Below are 17,099 nucleotides of genomic sequence, written 5' to 3'. Positions count from 1 at the left end.
AGGGAGAGGGAATCCAGTGCAGGACACAATCGATTACGAAGCGCGGATTAAAGCGATCTATCGCGAGCACTACCGTGATGTCTATCAATATCTCTACTACTTCACGGGGAAGCGCGAGCATGCGGAGGATTTGACACAGGAAGTATTTATCCGGGTTTTGGACGCTTTGGGCAGATATGAAGAGCGTTCCAGTGTGAAGACATGGATTTTGCATATTGCCAAGCATGTCGCCATCGATGATTACCGGAAGAGGCGGGTGCAAACGCTTTTTGGCATGGAATTGTTAAAAGGGCTGCCTTCTCTTCTGGGAAGGCCGGAAGCCGAGCTGGCTTCTAAGGAAGAACAGCTGGAAATTGAGCAGGCAATGCAAAAAATGAAGCCGCATCATCGAAATGTACTGATTTTGCGCGGCATCAAGGCCTACAGTATTCGGGAAACGGCAGAAATCCTCGGGACAAGCGAAGCCAAGGTCCGCGTAGATTTTCACCGGGCAACAAAAGAACTCAAAAAAGTTTTGCATGTCGACTGGATAGGAGGATTGGCCAATGAATACTCCAAATGACGAGCAATTCTCCGCGGCTCTTCCTCAGTCAAAGGATGCGGAGCCAAGGAGCGAATTCGTCGAAGCGCTGGAAGCAAAGCTGGTGCAACGGGCGCGCACCAAAACGAATCGCTCGAAAAGAATCGTCCTCAAGCTGGCGACATGGACGGTTTCCGCTGCTACGGTGGCCGCAGCAGTATGGATGATGGGTGTAACCCCGGAGATGTTCACGCAATCTCGGGTTGAATCAAAAGCGCATTTGGTTCCCCGCTCCTTCTCCTCGACAGAAATAACAGAAAGCGAGCTAAGCCAAGCGGCGATCAGAACGCTGGAAAAGCTGTACGAGAAATATCCTCCTTTTCGGGAATCGGAAAAGAGGGTCTACGTAACCAAAGCTCCTCGCGAGGTGTACAACATAGATTTTCGCACGTTCAGCAACAAAGATCGAACAGAAGTGTCGCTATATGCCAGAGCGAAGCTGGACGCCAAAAGCGGGCTCTTACTCGGATTTGATTTGGAGAAGATTCCAGGGCAAGAGAAAGTCGAAGGAACGCCTTCCAAGGAGAGAATAGAGCAACAGGCGAAGGCATTTATGGAACCGTTCCTGGGCAAAAATCTGGAACAGTATCGGATCGAACAAGTAGATGGGCAAGAGGGAACAGAAACCGTTTCGCATGAAGCCGTCCGCTTGCAACGCTACGTGAATGACGTGCAGGTAGAAGGAGATAGCTATGTGATTGGCATGAGCGATGGCGGGCATATTCGCTATATCAATTCAGGGGTTTCAACCGGAATGACTCTGGACGCTGGGCAATTTCCTCCAATAGCTGATAGGCCATCACCGAAGAAAACAGAGAGCGGCCTTGCAGAAGTTATGCAGCTGACGTATGAGAGAGTTGGGAAGAAGGACGTGGACTACGTTCTTCGCTACAGGGAGAACTTCTCCGGGTATCTCGACGCTCATACTGGCAAGGAAGTGAAAACGACCTTGTGGCGAGGGGAGTCGTTTGGCGACAGCATTGCCGTCAAGCCCGGAGGCAAGAAGACAATGGTTGCATCGGCAAAAGAGGCTGCGGCTGCCATGGAGTTCTTCGGTCAGAAGGTAGAGGGCTTCACATTTACGGGGAGTAATGTGCCTGAATATATGCTGGGAGACAACGAACGGGAATACCAGGCCAAAAAAGGAGAGCGATTCATGCGGCTGACTACCGTCAACAATCGGGCGGCATCGTTCAAGATCTCTTATCCTGAGCTGCGAGAAGGTGATCCGACACGTACCGTCGCAGAATTGCAGGAGAGAGCGATCTTGTTTTTGGAGCCGTATTTGGATTCACGGGTGAAGACGGTTCGGATGAAGGAGCAAGTGTATGTGATGGGCAGACAGGTTGAATTGAACTTTGTCCGAGAAATAAACGGCGTAATGGTGCCGGATCAGTATTATAAGGTCATGATCGACGGGCAGACAGGAGAAATTATCGGGGTGAATTTGACATTCCCTCATGAGCAGGAGAGCTTCGCAGATGTGGGCAAGGTGATTTCAGTGGGAGAGGCGGCGCGGGTTTATCTCCAACATCATCCGCTCAGTCCTCGCTATGTCTTCCCGCTAGATAACAATTACAATAAGATTCAAGAGCAACCGCTCTTAGTTTATTCGGCAGAAATACTAAAAAGCCATGGGGGTGTGGATGCCATTACGGGAGAATGGCTGCCACTCGAATAATGATAGACACCAGGGGGAGACTCCTGGTGTTTTGTTTTGCATAATGCCTTCCCAGAAATTGCATAGTAAGGCGTGAGGGAGGGACAAACGTGGAAGGATTCGGAGAAACCATGATCGTCATCGGGCGCGTATGTACGATTATTCCTTTATTACTGCTAGTCACCTTATTCATGGGTAAGCGCTCGATTGGGGAGCTACCTGTTTTTGACTTTATCATCATTATTACTTTGGGCTCAGTGGCAGGAGCTGACATTGCAGAGCCAGATGTCCGGCATATTTCCATTGCAGTAGCGATTGTGACATTGGGGATCTTGCAACGGGTCGTATCGCAGTTGTCCATTGTCTTTCGCTGGTTTGGCAGAATGGTTACATTTGAACCGACCGTCATTTTCCACAATGGGGCTTTTCACATCAAAAACTTGAAAAAAATCCGCTACTCGCTCGATAATGTCCTCCATATGCTTCGCGAAAAAGATATTTTTGACCTGGCAGAGATTGATTTGGCTATTATCGAGGCAAATGGTCGGTTGACTGTGCTCAAAAAAGTAGAACAGCAGGTCGTAACGAAACAAGATTTGGGCATCCACACTTCTTCAGCGGGAATGTCGCTACCGATCATTGTGGAAGGCAAGATTTATCCGGATGTGCTGTCGTACCGGAAACGCGATGAGCAATGGCTTTTGCACGAATTGAAGAAAAAGGGGATCGCGTCCGAACAAGTCTTTCTCGCGACGATCAATCGCCAAAATGAATTGCAGTTTTCCTTGAAAAACGAAAAAGAACCACAAGTACCCCCGTTGCATCATTAGCGACCGAATGGAAAAAGGCACAGTCCCTCTGCAAAGTTGCATGAAGTCACTGTGCCTTATACGGGAGCATAATGGTGAACTTGGTTCCTACTCGTGGTTTGCTTGATACATTGACCGTTCCGCCAATCGCATGAATGACATGATAGGAATACGTCAATCCGAGACCGGTCCCAGTTGTTTTCGTAGAAAAGTAAATCGTTCCGAGACGGCTGATCTGTCCTGCATCCATGCCGACGCCGTTATCCTTGATGACCAATAGGGCTTTGTTTCGCTCGATGAGCAAGTCCAGGGAGACTTTTCCGTCCGAAATATCCGAGCATGCCTCGATAGCATTTTTGATGAAATTCACCAACACTTGCTTGAACTCGTCTGGATTGGCCTTGATCGTCACAGGTCTCTCAAAATCTTGCAACGTAAGCTCCACGTTATGCATATTGGCAAAGGGGAGCATCACCTCGCGGATGGCATGCAAATGCTCGCTAAGATTAATGATCTCATGTCGTTCCTTGAGCGGCTTGGAAATCGCAAGGTACTCGGTCAAAATGGCTTCTGTGCGTTGAACTTCATCAAGACTAATGCGAATGTATTGATCGACTTTTACCAAATTTTCCGGACATTCCTGTATTAATTTCAAGAAGCCTTTGACTGCTGTCAGCGGATTGCGAACCTCGTGTGCAAGCGATGCAGCAACATGGCTCATCGTCTGGATTTTTTCGTTTTGCGCGTGGCGGATAAACAGCTCCTTATCCGAAACGCATTTGCTGAAAAGAGACATTAATAACCAGAGGCCGAAAAAGTTTTGAATAGGAATCGCTATGGTGTAGTAAACGAGGTGTTGAGTTACATACGTGGGAAAAAAGTAATAAGTAGTCCCTAAAGCAACCGTAGAAAAAATCGCACTCGTCATAAAAAGATACAGTGTTTTCCGATAACTGGCTTTGTAGTGTCGATACAAAAAGAGTGACAAGACAAAATTGCCTGTAAGGATCAGCATGGCAACCCATGTTCCTTCGCCGCCAAGGTAGTACCGATAAACCAAGGCTTCAATCAAAAGGAGCAAGGCAATCTCTATTCCGCCATAAACTAGTCCGAAAAATATGATGACATGTCGGATATCAAAAAACATGCCATTCATGACACTCGGGGCGAAGGTCATCGCGAGAAACATGCAGGCTGAGCTGGTGATGGCAATAAAGGAACGGCTGTAGTTCCTCATTTTGTCACGGTAATAAATGTTGAAAAACACAAACGGGATAATGGCGAAAAACCATTGAAGAATAACTTCTTTTAATAGACTCATGTAGCATCCCCATCGCAAATATTTGCTAGGCTTGTATCAATCTACGATAATTCGACAAGACACAACAAAATCCCTCTTGATGTTACAGAAGAAACTGGAATATTTATCAAGAAAATTCTTTCGGTAAACCTAGTTGACAGATAGGTAATTGCCAGATTATATTCTGTATATACTTATACAAACGTTTTGAAAATAGAAACTACTCTTATCAAGAGATGGCTGAGGGAATGGCCCTATGAAGCCCGGCAACCTAGCACGAGAGAATCCGTTCTTTCGCGCCAAGGTGCTAACTCCAACAGGTAGAATACCTGACAGATAAGAGGCGAGAATCTTGTCGATTTTTGTCCTCTTTCTCTGTGAAAGAGGATTTTTTGCGTAGCTGTCGTGGGAAAGAAGCGCATTTCCAGTCTACGCTTCGGCCTCCGCCCCGCTGTGAGTGAAGACTGTGCGCTTCGGAAGAAATGGCGGGAGCGCTTCAAGCGCAGAAGGTTCAGGAAGGATTCCATAAATAAAGCTGAAATTCACCTCCATTTCTTCCTACGCTGAGATGGGCTCCAGAGGCGCTTGGACTGGAAATGCGCTTCTTCTACGAAGTTTTTTTCCTTTTTGAAAGTGAAATCAAAAGAAACTTCGATGAATCACTAACAAAACGTTGTAAAGGCTCCTATTACACACCAGCTATTCGTTAGCCCTGGCACATGTCTGGAAGGAGACCGCCCGAACGCAGAGAGGATACAGGCGACTGGAAGACATGTGCCAGGGCTACCCCAACCGATAGAGGGGAAACAAAAATTTTTCATCTTGTTATCTGTTTTAAAAAGAAAAAGGGGGAGCATCTCAATGAAAAAGAAACTCGGTCTGATCACATCACTTGTTTTGGCAGCGTCTGTTCTCGTGACGGCATGCGGCAGCGGGGCAACAACGGGAACCGGCAGCACTTCGGGAGAGAAGGCAAAAAGAATCGCGCTGATCATGCGTCAAAACGTAGGGACGTTCTCCGCACAATACATCAATGGCGTGAAGACAGAGGTGGAGAAAAACGGCGGCGAGTTGACCGTATTCAACGCAGATACCGATCTGGCAAAAATGGCGTCCAACCTCGATGCGGCTGTGAACCAAAGGTTTGATGGTATTCTGATCGACCATGGAACGGCAGAAGCGTTGCAGCAGGGCACGCAAAAGGCCGTGGATAAAAAGATCCCGGTTGTCCTGTTTGATACAGACATCAACATTCCGGGTGTGCCAGTTGTGGCGCAGGATGACAACAAGTTGGCAGAGCTGAGCTTGGAAAAGCTTGCGGCCGATACAAATGGCAAAGGCAACATCGTAAAAGTTTGGGTAGCTGGCTTTGCGCCAATGGAAAAACGCCAAGTGACGTACGAAGCATTCCAGAAGAAATACCCGGACTTGAAAGAAATTGCGGCATTCGGTTCTGCTACCAACAATACGGCACTCGATACACAAACGCAGATGGAAGCGATCTTGAAAAAGTATCCGAACAAAGGCGACATCACAGCAGTATGGGCGGCTTGGGATGAATTTGCCAAAGGGGCGACACGTGCCATCCAACAAGCAGGCCGTACGGAAATCAAAGTATACTCCATCGATTTGAGCGATGAGGATCTGCAAATGATCCAGGCAGAAAACTCTCCGTGGGCAGCGACGGCAGCGGTAGACCCATCCAATATCGGTCGCATCCATGCCCAAACCGTGTTCCAAAAAATCAAAGGCGAGCAAGTGCCAGACAACGTGAAGCTGAACCCGGTACTGGTGAAACAAGAAGACCTGCCGAAGGATAAAAAAGTAACGATGGGCGACCTGTCCCAATACGTACAAGAGTGGGGCAAGTAGGAATCAAATTGGCTTTTCCCGTTGAGCTGTATCCGTCAACGGGATTTTTCCTTATAGAGGTGGGAACACGCAGGTTAACAGGAGGTGTGAAAAATGTCCACATTGCAGATGAAAGGGATGGCGAAGCAGTTTTCTGGGGTTCCTGCCCTGCGATCCGTCGATTTTGAGGTGCGCGCAGGAGAGGTTCACGCACTGCTCGGAGCCAATGGTGCGGGAAAGAGCACCCTGATGAAAATCCTCACGGGCGCGTATCAGGCAGATGGCGGTACGATCACCATCGATGGACAGGCCGTGTCGATTCAATCTCCGCAGGACGCCAAAGCACAGGGCATTCAATGTGTCTATCAGGAAGTGGACACCGCCTTGATCCCGTATTTGAGTGTCGCCGAAAACATACTGGCGGACCAGCTCGTCCAGGCGAAAACCAAGGGATTGATCAACTGGCAGAGCTTGTACAACGAAACCGAGCAGATTTTAAAAAACTTCGGCTTTTCCATTCCAGTGAGGATGCTCGTCGAAGAATGTACACTGTCAGAAAAGCAATTGATTTTGATTGCACGGGCGACCGTTCAAAAGGCAAAGTACGTCATTTTCGATGAACCGACAGCGCCGTTGAGCACGAAGGAGAGCGAACGGCTGTTTCAAATCATTGCGCAGTTGAAAAAAGCTGGAGTTGGGATCATTTATATCTCCCATCGCCTGCCGGAAATCTTTGAAATCTGTGACCGGATAACCATCATGCGCGATGGACAGCATGTTGTGACCACAGAGACGGCGAAGACCAATATGGACGAAGTGATTGCGAACATGCTGGGCAAAAGCTTCGACGAGGAGTTCCCGAAGGTTGCAGTGCCGATTGGCGAAACGATTTTTGAGGCGTCTGGTGTGGTTGGTGGCAAGGTACACGGAGTCGATTTGCAGGTTCGCGAGGGAGAAATCGTGGGTGTCGTCGGTCTGGTTGGGGCAGGGAAGACTGAGCTCGCCCGATTGCTCTTCGGTGCGGATGAGGCAAAGGCTGGAGCTGTTCGCTTGCATGGAACACGTATCCAACTGCGCTCGCCAAAAGACGCCGTCGATGCCGGAATCGTACTCGTCCCGGAGGAAAGGCGCAAAGAAGGGATTTTCGTAGAGGAGTCCGTGCAGAATAACCTGTCTGTCGCCTCGTTGAAAAAGAAATCCTGGCTCGGTTTTATCAAAAGAGGGGCGGAAGCGGCTAACGCAAGAGAGCTCGTACAGCGTCTCGGGGTAAAAACAGCCGATATCAAGCAGCTGGTCGGTTTCCTTAGCGGCGGAAACCAGCAAAAAGTCGCGATCGGCAAATGGCTGGATACAAGTGCTCACCTCTTTATGTTTGACGAGCCGACAAAAGGGGTGGATATCGGCGCAAAAAGCGATATTTACCGCCTGATCGGAAATCTTGCCGCGCAGAAAAAGGGCGTTCTGTATTTCTCCTGTGAGTTTCAGGAGGTCATCGGGATCGCAGATCGGATTCTCGTCATGTTTGAGGGCAAGATCGTGAAGGAATTGAGTCGCGAGGAAGCAACACAAGAGCTGATTATGTACTACGCAAGCGGAGGTGAGTAACGTGGCAGATAAAAAGTTTAGCTTGTTTGATTTTGTTTACAAATACGGAACGGTTGCAGTCATCGTCATTGTCATGTTGTTATTCAGTCTGACCAACCCATATTTCTTCACGTACGACAACCTGACGGATATTCTTCGCTCCATCTCGATTGTGACATTTGTCGCGATAGGCGTTACGTTCTCGCTGATTGTCGGAGGCTTTGATTTGTCTGTAGGATCGACGGTTTCATTGACCACAGTCGTTTCTGCTTCGATGATGGTTTGGTACGAACAAGGAGTCTTCACGACTTTAGTTGTTCCGATTGTACTCAGCTTGCTCGTCGGGCTGGTTAACGCTTTTCTGGTCGTAAAAATCCGTATTCCTGATTTGCTGGCTACTCTGGCGATGCTCTACATCGTCAACGGTATTCATATGACGTATTCCCAAGGCTACTCGATCTACGCAAACATGCCGATGCAGGACGGCTCACAAGCTCCGGGAAAATTCCAGGAATGGTTCCTGTGGCTGGGCCAAGGAGAAATTCTCTCTGTTCCTGTTCCGGTTATCCTGACCTTTTTACTTGTCGCGATCACGCATGTGTATCTGACCTATACGAGACAGGGGCGGATGCTGTACATGACAGGTGGTAATTTGGAAGCAGCCCGTCTGTCAGGGATTCCTGTGAATCGCTATCGTACCTTGGCTTATGTGCTTTCTGCTCTTTTTGCGGGCTTGGGCGGGATGCTCTTGGCAGCGCGGATCGGTACCGGGCAGGTGAGTAGCGGCGGCTCCATGCTGATGGATGCAGTAGCGGCTGCTTTTGTAGGCTTCTCCGTATTCGGTGCAGGGAAGCCAAACGTTTTTGGTACATTTGTGGGGGCCATCTTGATCGGGGTGCTGCTCAACGGCATGACGATGCTTAATCTGCCGTATTACGCGTACGATATTATTAAGGGGACGGTTTTGGCGCTTGCACTGGCTGTGACCTATTATCAACTGCGGAGAAAACGAAACGCTTAGAATAGAAACGTTCTTCTCATCTTCCTATTATTCCCTTCTCTTTTTTGAAGCTTAGTATTGGTCTTACTCAAGTGAGACAAATACGAAAGCAATTTCAAATAAAGAGAAGGGATGTTGTTTTTTATCGGCTTACATACGTACAGAGTGGTATAAATATGTGGAGCGGGGCGATGACTTCACGCCTGATCGTCACGCACAGTTGAAACTGCAGATACTCTTTCTCGTAGAAAGAAAGGAAGGGAGAGGGTATATCTGTTTTTTGTTGGATTAACGCTTTGCATGATCACATGGATTGCGGGAGGTGTATTTCTGTATCAAGGGGACTATGTTACAGGAGGAGTCTTGCTCATACTTGGTCTTCTCGTTTTCATTAGCATGATCCTCTATTATTCGACAAACCGGAAAAAGCGTAAAAATGGTTCGCCAGATTGCAGCCATCTTCCCGTTGATTGTCCGGATTGTGATACACCAGATTGCGATTGCAAGCCAGATTGAGGGAGCTGATGATGATCAATACACAGTGGATTCCCTGTCATCGACGAGCAGATCGTTCCTTTTCTATCGGTGGTAAGAAAATGCCCCTATGTGCCAGATGTGTATCGATCCTAGTTGGATACCTGCCGGCGCCTGTTTTTGCAGGAATGCATATCGTGACCTCTTACTATTTGATTGGACTGCTTTTATTGCCTATGCTGATTGATGGCTTTACCCAACATTGGAAGTGGCGAACAAGCAATAATAAGCTGCGTTTTTTCACAGGATTCAGTTTTGGAATCGGACAGTCTTTGCTCATTTCGAATGTTGTTTGGTTCTTGGTAGAGAGACTGGGGTGAAGCTAGATAAGGGCCGCAAAGGATGTTTCTGGGGTTCTTTGTTTTTTCGACAGGTTGCTATTGGCGATGAAAAATGTTCCAATGTAGGAATAGATAAGAGGAATCATTACATTCGTAGACAGGAGGGAAACAACATGTCGATTCAAAATGAACATGATTTGATTTGTTTGAAGCGGATCGGTAGCATTGTGGCAGAAGCGCGGGAGACGATGCTCAAAGCAGTGCGGGCAGGAGTGACAACAAAAGAACTCGACCGGATTGGCGGAGAGATCTTGGCAAAGTACGGAGCGCGATCTGCACCGAATATCACGTATGATTTTCCAGGGCATACATGCATCAGTGTCAATCACATTGTCGCGCATGGTATCCCTGATGATACAGTTCTGCAAAATGGCGATATCATCAATATTGATGTCTCGGCGGAGCTGGATGGTTACTTTGCCGATACAGGTGCTTCAATCGTGGTAGGGGAAGGGGAGCCCGAGAAGCAATCCTTATGCGAATGCGCAGAGGAGTCGCTGTACAAGGCGTTGGATGCAGCAAAGGCGGGATCAAAGCTAAGCCAAATTGGTCGCATTGTTCACCAGGAGGCAAGGAAAAAGGGCTTTACAGTCATCAAAAACCTTACGGGCCATGGCATCGGCAAAAGCTTGCATGAAGAGCCTGCTTACATTTTGAATTACTATGACAAAAAGGAAAGACGCTTGCTCACAGAAGGTCTCGTGTTGGCAATTGAAACATTCATTTCAACGGGGACGGAATATGTGGATGATGGCAGGGACGGTTGGGCGCTCATTACGCCTGATAAGAGTTACGTAGCTCAATACGAGCACACCATCGTTGTAACGAAGGGGAAGCCAATTATTTTAACTGCTTGATTGCAGAGAGACCTCGGATAGATGAGGTCTTTTTTTGTGAAGAAAAACTTGCAGAATACCCAATGATTGTATATTCTTTATATAGGAATATATGTTCGTATTTCGTGAAGGAGGTTTCATTCCATGAATCGGTGCGGCTGGGTGAATCAGGACCCTATTTATATGGATTATCACGATCACGAGTGGGGAGTTCCTGTCTATGAGGATCGTTTGCTCTTTGAATATTTGAATTTGGAAGGCGCACAGGCCGGACTGAGCTGGTACACGATCCTGAAGAAGCGGGAAAATTATCGAAGAGCGTTTGATAACTTTGAAGCGGAAAAAATCGTTCAATACGATGAAGCCAAAATCGAGCAATTGCTGACAGACGAAGGCATCGTTCGAAACAGGCTGAAGATTCGGGGCGTCGTGAAGAACGCCCACGCCTATTTGCGTGTTGTGGAGGAGTTTGGGTCTTTTAGCAGCTATCTTTGGTCGTTTGTAGGCGGGAAGCCGGTTCATAATCATTTTCAGGAAATGAAGGATGTGCCTGCTTCTACCGAAATCAGCGACAAAATGAGCAAGGACTTGAAAAAGCGCGGTTTTACTTTTGTCGGTTCAACCATTTGCTACGCTTTTATGCAAGCAGTCGGCATGGTCAATGATCACGTAGCGACTTGTGATCTCTATCAAAAAAATTAGGACGAGCTTACGGGGAGGGAAGAATGGCATGAACGAAAATGATCTCTTAATCTTAAACTTTGAGGAAGTAAGGCGTAGAAGCATCAAAGTGTGGAAGGCAATTCCTACAGAAATGCTGAACTGGAAGCCTGACGATAAAGCGTTTACGTGCGGAGAGATGATTCGTCATGTCATGGAGGGTGAGTTTTTGTATCACCAGATTTTGATCCAACGGGGAAGCGCTGCCCTGTCTGACATCCCCAATCCTTATGAAACCAAAGAGTTTTCGACCGTAGAAGAAGATTTGGCCTTTGCGAAGCCGTATCGAGAAGAGTTTCTTCGCTTCGTCAGAGGGTTGTCCAAGAGCGATTTGGAGAGTGTACGCATTGATCGATCCGATGTAGGCTATGTCCGTACACTTGGAGACATGCTGCTCCGAATCGCCTATCATGAGTCGGTACATACCGGTCAACTGTTGGATTATATGAGAACGATGGGCGTTGAACGACCGAATATTTGGGATTAAAAAAGTACGAAAGATAAAAAAAGCAGGCTAGCTCTTCTGTTGTGAATGGAAGAGGAGCTTGCTTTTTTATTTTTATCGTGTTTGTTGCGTGATGGACAGATAAAGCTCGAAAAGTATGGGAATTTTGTACTTTTATAGAGTGGGAACATCCGTTGTGTAAGGATAATTTCATACTTCTACACAGGCACGGTCTCCACTGTGAATCGTGATTTTTGATGCTTTATTCGGAATTTATGCAGAAGTTTAACCGGAGAAATCATCTCCAAAAATCTGGTAGAAAGAACTTGAACTTATTACCGTAGTATGAGATACTTGTACTATAAAGAGAACGAGTGTTCCTATTTCGGTTGGGTGTTCGAAAAAGACAGAAGGTGAGCATATGACAGATGAGCAGTTAAAAGAGCATTGCAGAAAGGTGCTCAAAAGGATTGCTTGGCGATTACAATACGCCGCCAAGAAGCGTTTATGCAGGGAGACGGTGATCAAAGAAGGAATGCGGGGAACGGAAATGATCGAGGATAATCTGTCCGACCTGTATGTTCAGGAGGTGTTGATGCAGCTCCCAGAAAAAGCCCGAATCATTATCAAGCATGTCGTTATTCAAGGAATGACAGAAGAACAGGTAGCCCAAAAACTGAATATGACCAGACAAGGAGTGAGTAAATGCAAAAACAAATATTTGCGCCAATTGGCCGAGAAGCTGACTCGTTCAGCTTGACCCTCCAAAAAGCACAGTCAGGGGATAATTGGGCCGTACTGACGATCCTCGACTTTTTGCTTCCTGACATGGAGTACCTTGCTTCCTTTATCAAACTACCTCGCGAAGAGAGCATGCAAGAAATGAAAACGGCGATGCTCGAAGCGATCCGCAGTGGAGAAGTGATGCTATGATGACGATTGATTACGTTCAGGTTCTCGCGGTTGTCGTGTGCTTCCTTGCTCTAATCGTCACGTTTAAGCAGGTGGATCTGCAGATTCGGATCAATAATCTGTTCAACCTGCAATTAAAGGCAAACAAAGAGAAAAAGAAAGAGCAGCTGGAAAAAAAGGAGACCCCGACTGACGATCGGAATCCCCATTAATTGCTTGGGGCAAAGAATACAACTGGTGAGTATCCTCTTTGCCCCCTTTCATTATATAAGAAAATGACGATGCAAAGGAGATACGTACGAAATGATAGAAGCAGCATTAATCGGAGCAGTTGTATTATTGGTCGGAGTCATTATCGGACAGATCGGTTTGTCTCAAAGATTAAGAAAAGACGCAAGACTCAACGAAAACCGATAAGCAATAAGCAATCAGCAATCATACGGACTTCATATATATGACCGAGGGGGAATAGTACCTTGATCAGCAAAGATGTTTTCATGGAAGTAGTATGCGAGGTGTGTCCGGCAACGTGCTGGGGAAAGAAATCACATTGCCAGGTTCATGATAAGCACGTAGGAAAAATTGATTCTTGCCCGGAGTGGGACAAGTACATGCGGGATCAAGAGACAAAAGGGCAGCAAAAGTCAGTATCCACAAGAAAAGAAGGTTTTGCCCGGACGAGCGAGCAAGCACCCATTATAGATTTTCTACAAAAGGCGGAGGAAGAAATCCGCGACTACAATTACATGCAGATCGAGATCGTGCGTATCCAGCGTTTTTTGCGTGAAGCAGGGGAAGGAATGGTCGCACAGTACGGACTGGATGCAGGGATGCCGAAAGGAAAAGGCAGCAATGGTGATAAGACGCACGCAGAGGTTGTACGCCGGGAGCGGAAATGGAAGAGGCTACAAAATTTGCAGGATAAAATCGAGCGGATCAACAAAGCGGTTGAGACAATTCCAGGAGAACAGGAGCGCTTGATAGTCGAAGCTTTGCTGGATGGCGACAAGAATAATCTGATTGCGAAAGAAATCGGTGTGTCCCGTCAGCGGTATTATGAAATCAAGCGCAGTGCCGTGATGAAGATGGCATGGGCGATGTATGGCGATCAGGTTCAGCAGACTGGATGATGAAAAACAGAGCTCGGCTTAATAGAAGAAGCTGTCTGATGATGACAGCTTCTTTTCATTTTCACAAGTATGTTGAGGCTGACAAAGGTTGACACTTCCTGACACATCGGGTCATTTTCCCGGTTTTTCCTCCAGATCGGTTATACTTGAGTCAAGCGAAACAAGTAAGAGAGATACGAGCCATCCGATGAAGCTGTCGGGTGGCTTTTTATGTACGCAGCCGACTCAAATGTCCGGCGAGCGGGGAAAACGGTATTGTTTAGCGCCACACGATGTTGCGAGTCAAAGCCAAAGGGACTCGACTCGCTCCCTGCTCGGCGGGTATTTGCCGTGGATACCTTGCCAAATGAAGTGAAATAGTGGGGGGAAGAGACATGTGACGAAGACAGACGAGAATACCGCAAGTATGGGAGGTGGAAGCTGGATGGATCGTGAGCTAGCTGTTCTCAGTGAGCTGGTGAAAGAAGCGTATCCAGAGCTGTCTACTGTTGTGAATGTGGACGATTGGATGGCGCAGCGATTCCAACCGCCTATCGCGTTTCTTTTGACGCAAGGGGTCCGTGAAGAAGGAAGAAGCCTCACTTCCTATCAGGTGGTCTCAGAAGCAGCCATCGTCCTCCACTATCCAAAGGTAGCGGGCGTCTACCAGCCGCTTTCAGCCGAACCGCTGCGTGAGCTTCTTCGCCAAAGGCAGTTCAGTTATCAAAGCAAGACGTCTGGATTGTCCATCGAGATCGACAGCTCCACCTTGCGTATTTGGCGGGATAAAAAGGACCGGACGGAAATAGCGTTCCAGTTTACCTACAACGTGGCGGTGCAGAGAGCAGTCACAGAAAAAATCAACGAATTTGATGTAGAGGGGGTCCGAGCATAGTGGCACGAAAAGAACAACAAGCACAGGCCCCAGAGCTTGTGCAAACCAAACAAGAGTGGATCAAGAGCGCCGCTTACCTTGGAGCCGAACGGTTCGAGGTAGCAGGTGCTCTTTTTTCTGAAGCAGATGATCAACTACTGGCAGAAGGACAAGTGAAGAGCCGACTGACCAAATACAAAGGCGGGGTGTAAGCATGACCATTCAACGTGAACGTCCGGGTGTAACGGTCGAACTGATCGCAAAAGCAAAAGAACGTGTAGTACCGAAGAGCGGTGTCGTACTGGTACCGTATCAAGCAGAGTGGGGTGCCCCAGATGAGCTGGTCAAGCTGGGGAGCTTTGAGGAGCGACTTGCCCAGACATTTGGCAAGGTCGATACCGTAGAGCTGGCAGCAGAAGGTGGCGCGACGATTCTCGCGTACCGCATGACGAATGGCACAGCCACAAAAGCAGCGTATGAGCAAGCCGATGCAATCAGAGTCGAGGCTCTGTATCCGGGGTTGGTAGGTAACGAGCTGAAGGTTACGATCACGGTCTCGACGTCCGAGCCAGGTAAAAAAGAACTTCAGGTAACAGGCCCGCTGCAAACAGAGAAGTTTTCGTTTGCGGATGCGAATGAGCTGGCAGCGAAAACGAGCCAATCCAACTATGTACGTGTGAAAAAGCTGGGTGAGACTGCCGTTACAATCGTACCAGAAACAGCGCTAACAGGAGCAAAAAGTGGAACGGTAGCGCTTACCCCAGCTGACTCTACCAAGCTGTTCATGGCTGTGTCCGGAGCTGATTTTGACACGATGTATCTGCCTTTTGACGATGTAGCTGTACAAGCGGCAGCAAAGCAATTCATGAGCGATCGTCGCACACAAAATAAGAAGCTCAGCACGCTGGTAATCGGTGGAAAAGTGGCTGACGACGAGAACATGGCGAAGCACATCGAGCGCTCTGTGGCGCAAAATGCCCGTTTTGTCGTGAACAGTACCATTGCTGGTCAACACAACAACGGAAAAGTATACGGCAGCCTGGAGTGGGCCGCATGGGTGGCGGGTATGATCGCCGCGACACCTGCGCATGAATCGCTGACGGCCGTCGTCGTTCCATTGAAAAAAGCGCTCAAGGATTGGGGCCACACGGATATTTTGAGTGCCCTCGGTTCTGGAACGCTGATCGCAACTCGCGACGGAGACGTGTACATCATCGAGAGCGCAGTCAATACGCTGGCTGTTCTGGGTACACATGAGCGCGAGGACTACGGCAAAATTCGTGTCAGCATGACGCTGGATCAGATCGTCAACGACATCAGCCAAGTCGGCAAGAAATACAAAGGTAAGCTCGGCAACAACGATTTGGGCGGCGCGGTGTTTGTCTCTGCCGTCAACGCGTACATGACCGTCCGCGAACAGCAGGGCGCGATTGATACGGGCTGGACATTTACGGATAAAAAGAATGGCATCGGGGATCGCCGTGGCTTCCTCTTGTCTGCAAAGCCGCTTGATGCCATCGAATACTTTGACATTGACTGGGAGGTGCTGTAATGGCTATTGCACGCGATATTAAACTCAAAAACTGCCAAATTTACGATGAAAACGGAGACCCGATCTTCGGTACCTTGGAAGGCAAAATGGTTCTCAAGGTAGAGTATGGCGACACGAATCGCCTGCAAAAAGGAAAAATCCAAACCGTCAACGACTGGCATGTAGAAGTGACATTGAAAATTACCGCAACCAACGCTGCGCTAAAATACTACTGCGTCGATCAATTGACGCAAGGCAAGACACCAGTCCTTCCATTCCTGATCGGCGAGACGCTGGACAAGGAAGCAGGCAACTCCGAACGCGTCCGCATTTCCAATATCGTGCTGAACCCAGACGAGATTACGCTGTGGGAAGCCAAAGCAGACGGCAACGATCATGCGACCTACGATCTGAAAGGGATTTCCATCGAGAAGCCGGACTACTTGGATGAATTGCCAACCTACACGGAATAGGAGAGTGCTTGCATATGAACAAAAACAAACTTGAGAAATTTTTGGCCAAGGCTAATGAACAAGCTCCGCGAAGAGAAATCACCGTCACCATCGACGGTGACGAGTGGAAGGTACGCCAACTGAATTTGTCCGAGCTGCGCGATTGCGAGCGCATGGCTGACAAAGGAGAGAAAACGGATTGGTTCCTGTACAACGATGCGCGTTTGGTGAAGGCGACCGAGCACGAATTCCCTTGGAATCAGGAAGAGCTCAAGAAAGCGTACAAGGTTGGCACCAAGTATGAGCTCGTCGAGAAAATTTTCCGCGACAATCCGGAAGGCTACACCAAGCTACTCAATGCAGTCCGTGAAGTCAATGCAGCCCAAACGGAAGAAGAAGCCATTGAAGAAGCAAAAAACTAATCCGATCTGACGGCGAGGCCTGGCATATTTGCCGCGCTTTTCTAAAAGGCAGAGGCCGCCCGTCGGATCTACTCGAGTACGAAGTCGATTTGTACAAGCAGAAGCTGTTTATTTTTGCTTGTCAGATGATTGAGGCAGA

Annotated in this window: 21 protein-coding genes and 1 riboswitch; of the genes, 20 read left to right on the top strand and 1 reads right to left on the bottom strand. The window is 48.0% G+C overall.

All coding sequences use genetic code 11. The annotated features are described in order from the left end of the window. Window positions 1–16: 16 nt before the first annotated feature. The 3 genes from HPY31_RS20390 to HPY31_RS20380 all read left to right on the top strand — a co-directional run bounded on the left by HPY31_RS20390 (window position 17) and on the right by HPY31_RS20380 (window position 3,070). Window positions 17–562 carry an RNA polymerase sigma factor gene (locus HPY31_RS20390; protein ID WP_087348914.1) on the top strand — a complete coding sequence of 182 codons (546 nt, stop codon included), beginning with the start codon at window positions 17–19 and terminating at the stop codon, window positions 560–562. Continuing rightward, window positions 546–2,261 (top strand): hypothetical protein, encoded by a 1,716-nt coding sequence (locus HPY31_RS20385; protein ID WP_172142220.1) that lies wholly within the window; start codon window positions 546–548, stop codon window positions 2,259–2,261. Before HPY31_RS20390 ends, HPY31_RS20385 begins: the two co-directional genes overlap by 17 nt. An 89-nt stretch (window positions 2,262–2,350) precedes the next feature. Continuing rightward, a complete protein-coding gene (locus HPY31_RS20380; protein WP_172142219.1) occupies window positions 2,351–3,070 on the top strand; it encodes a DUF421 domain-containing protein in 720 nt (239 codons plus the stop codon). Between the two features lie 46 nt (window positions 3,071–3,116). Here the strand turns inward: HPY31_RS20380 and HPY31_RS20375 are convergent, their stop codons facing one another. After that, entirely contained in the window at window positions 3,117–4,370 is a 1,254-nt protein-coding gene (locus HPY31_RS20375; protein ID WP_172142218.1) for an ATP-binding protein, read from the bottom strand. A 202-nt stretch (window positions 4,371–4,572) separates the two neighbouring features. Continuing rightward, window positions 4,573–4,692, top strand: a riboswitch (SAM riboswitch). 518 nt (window positions 4,693–5,210) lie between these two features. On the opposite strand from HPY31_RS20375, the gene HPY31_RS20370 reads away from it, so the two are divergent. The 17 genes from HPY31_RS20370 (at window position 5,211) to HPY31_RS20290 (ending at window position 16,960) form a co-directional block, all read left to right on the top strand. Continuing rightward, window positions 5,211–6,221 carry a sugar ABC transporter substrate-binding protein gene (locus HPY31_RS20370; protein ID WP_172142217.1) on the top strand — a complete coding sequence of 337 codons (1,011 nt, stop codon included), beginning with the start codon at window positions 5,211–5,213 and terminating at the stop codon, window positions 6,219–6,221. A 93-nt stretch (window positions 6,222–6,314) separates the two neighbouring features. Beyond that, window positions 6,315–7,805 carry a sugar ABC transporter ATP-binding protein gene (locus HPY31_RS20365; RefSeq protein ID WP_172142216.1) on the top strand — a complete coding sequence of 497 codons (1,491 nt, stop codon included), beginning with the start codon at window positions 6,315–6,317 and terminating at the stop codon, window positions 7,803–7,805. Window position 7,806: 1 nt separating this feature from the next. Beyond that, a complete protein-coding gene (locus tag HPY31_RS20360) occupies window positions 7,807–8,805 on the top strand; it encodes an ABC transporter permease (protein ID WP_016741326.1) in 999 nt (332 codons plus the stop codon). Between the two features lie 279 nt (window positions 8,806–9,084). Then, window positions 9,085–9,300, top strand: a complete 216-nt coding sequence (locus tag HPY31_RS20355) for a hypothetical protein (protein WP_172142215.1) — start codon at window positions 9,085–9,087, stop codon at window positions 9,298–9,300. A gap of 8 nt (window positions 9,301–9,308) precedes the next feature. Next, window positions 9,309–9,638 carry a DUF2085 domain-containing protein gene (locus tag HPY31_RS20350; protein ID WP_172142214.1) on the top strand — a complete coding sequence of 110 codons (330 nt, stop codon included), beginning with the start codon at window positions 9,309–9,311 and terminating at the stop codon, window positions 9,636–9,638. 134 nt (window positions 9,639–9,772) lie between these two features. Then, window positions 9,773–10,516 (top strand): type I methionyl aminopeptidase, encoded by a 744-nt coding sequence (gene map / locus HPY31_RS20345; protein ID WP_172142213.1) that lies wholly within the window; start codon window positions 9,773–9,775, stop codon window positions 10,514–10,516. A gap of 123 nt (window positions 10,517–10,639) precedes the next feature. Then, window positions 10,640–11,197, top strand: coding sequence for a DNA-3-methyladenine glycosylase I (locus tag HPY31_RS20340; protein ID WP_172142212.1), 558 nt, complete (start codon window positions 10,640–10,642; stop codon window positions 11,195–11,197). A gap of 28 nt (window positions 11,198–11,225) precedes the next feature. Then, a complete protein-coding gene (locus HPY31_RS20335; protein WP_016741321.1) occupies window positions 11,226–11,702 on the top strand; it encodes a DinB family protein in 477 nt (158 codons plus the stop codon). Between the two features lie 379 nt (window positions 11,703–12,081). Next, a complete protein-coding gene (locus HPY31_RS20330; protein ID WP_172142211.1) occupies window positions 12,082–12,420 on the top strand; it encodes a sigma-70 family RNA polymerase sigma factor in 339 nt (112 codons plus the stop codon). Then, the gene (locus HPY31_RS20325) at window positions 12,366–12,593 is read left to right on the top strand and encodes a hypothetical protein (protein ID WP_172142210.1); all 228 of its coding nucleotides are present in this window, start codon (window positions 12,366–12,368) and stop codon (window positions 12,591–12,593) included. The genes HPY31_RS20330 and HPY31_RS20325 overlap by 55 nt, the downstream gene beginning before the upstream one ends. Further along, a complete protein-coding gene (locus tag HPY31_RS20320) occupies window positions 12,590–12,784 on the top strand; it encodes a hypothetical protein (RefSeq protein WP_007723468.1) in 195 nt (64 codons plus the stop codon). Before HPY31_RS20325 ends, HPY31_RS20320 begins: the two co-directional genes overlap by 4 nt. 264 nt (window positions 12,785–13,048) lie before the next feature. Continuing rightward, window positions 13,049–13,702, top strand: coding sequence for a hypothetical protein (locus HPY31_RS20315; protein WP_172142209.1), 654 nt, complete (start codon window positions 13,049–13,051; stop codon window positions 13,700–13,702). A 376-nt stretch (window positions 13,703–14,078) separates the two neighbouring features. After that, entirely contained in the window at window positions 14,079–14,576 is a 498-nt protein-coding gene (locus tag HPY31_RS20310; protein ID WP_371811749.1) for a hypothetical protein, read from the top strand. Next, the gene (locus HPY31_RS20305; protein ID WP_016741308.1) at window positions 14,576–14,767 is read left to right on the top strand and encodes a hypothetical protein; all 192 of its coding nucleotides are present in this window, start codon (window positions 14,576–14,578) and stop codon (window positions 14,765–14,767) included. The genes HPY31_RS20310 and HPY31_RS20305 overlap by 1 nt, the downstream gene beginning before the upstream one ends. Window positions 14,768–14,769: 2 nt before the next feature. Continuing rightward, window positions 14,770–16,107, top strand: a complete 1,338-nt coding sequence (locus HPY31_RS20300) for a phage tail sheath subtilisin-like domain-containing protein (RefSeq protein ID WP_172142208.1) — start codon at window positions 14,770–14,772, stop codon at window positions 16,105–16,107. Then, on the top strand, window positions 16,107–16,559 hold the full coding sequence (locus HPY31_RS20295; protein WP_016741306.1) for a hypothetical protein: 453 nt from the start codon (window positions 16,107–16,109) through the stop codon (window positions 16,557–16,559). The genes HPY31_RS20300 and HPY31_RS20295 overlap by 1 nt, the downstream gene beginning before the upstream one ends. A gap of 14 nt (window positions 16,560–16,573) precedes the next feature. After that, entirely contained in the window at window positions 16,574–16,960 is a 387-nt protein-coding gene (locus tag HPY31_RS20290) for a phage tail assembly chaperone (RefSeq protein ID WP_087348934.1), read from the top strand. The last annotated feature ends 139 nt before the right edge of the window (window positions 16,961–17,099 follow it).

It is taken from the genome of Brevibacillus sp. HB1.3 (assembly GCF_013186635.1).
Classification (GTDB): Bacteria; Bacillota; Bacilli; order Brevibacillales; family Brevibacillaceae; genus Brevibacillus; species Brevibacillus brevis_D.
The sequence above is the reverse complement of the archived record's forward strand: the minus strand, read 5'-3'. Positions and strand labels throughout refer to the sequence as shown.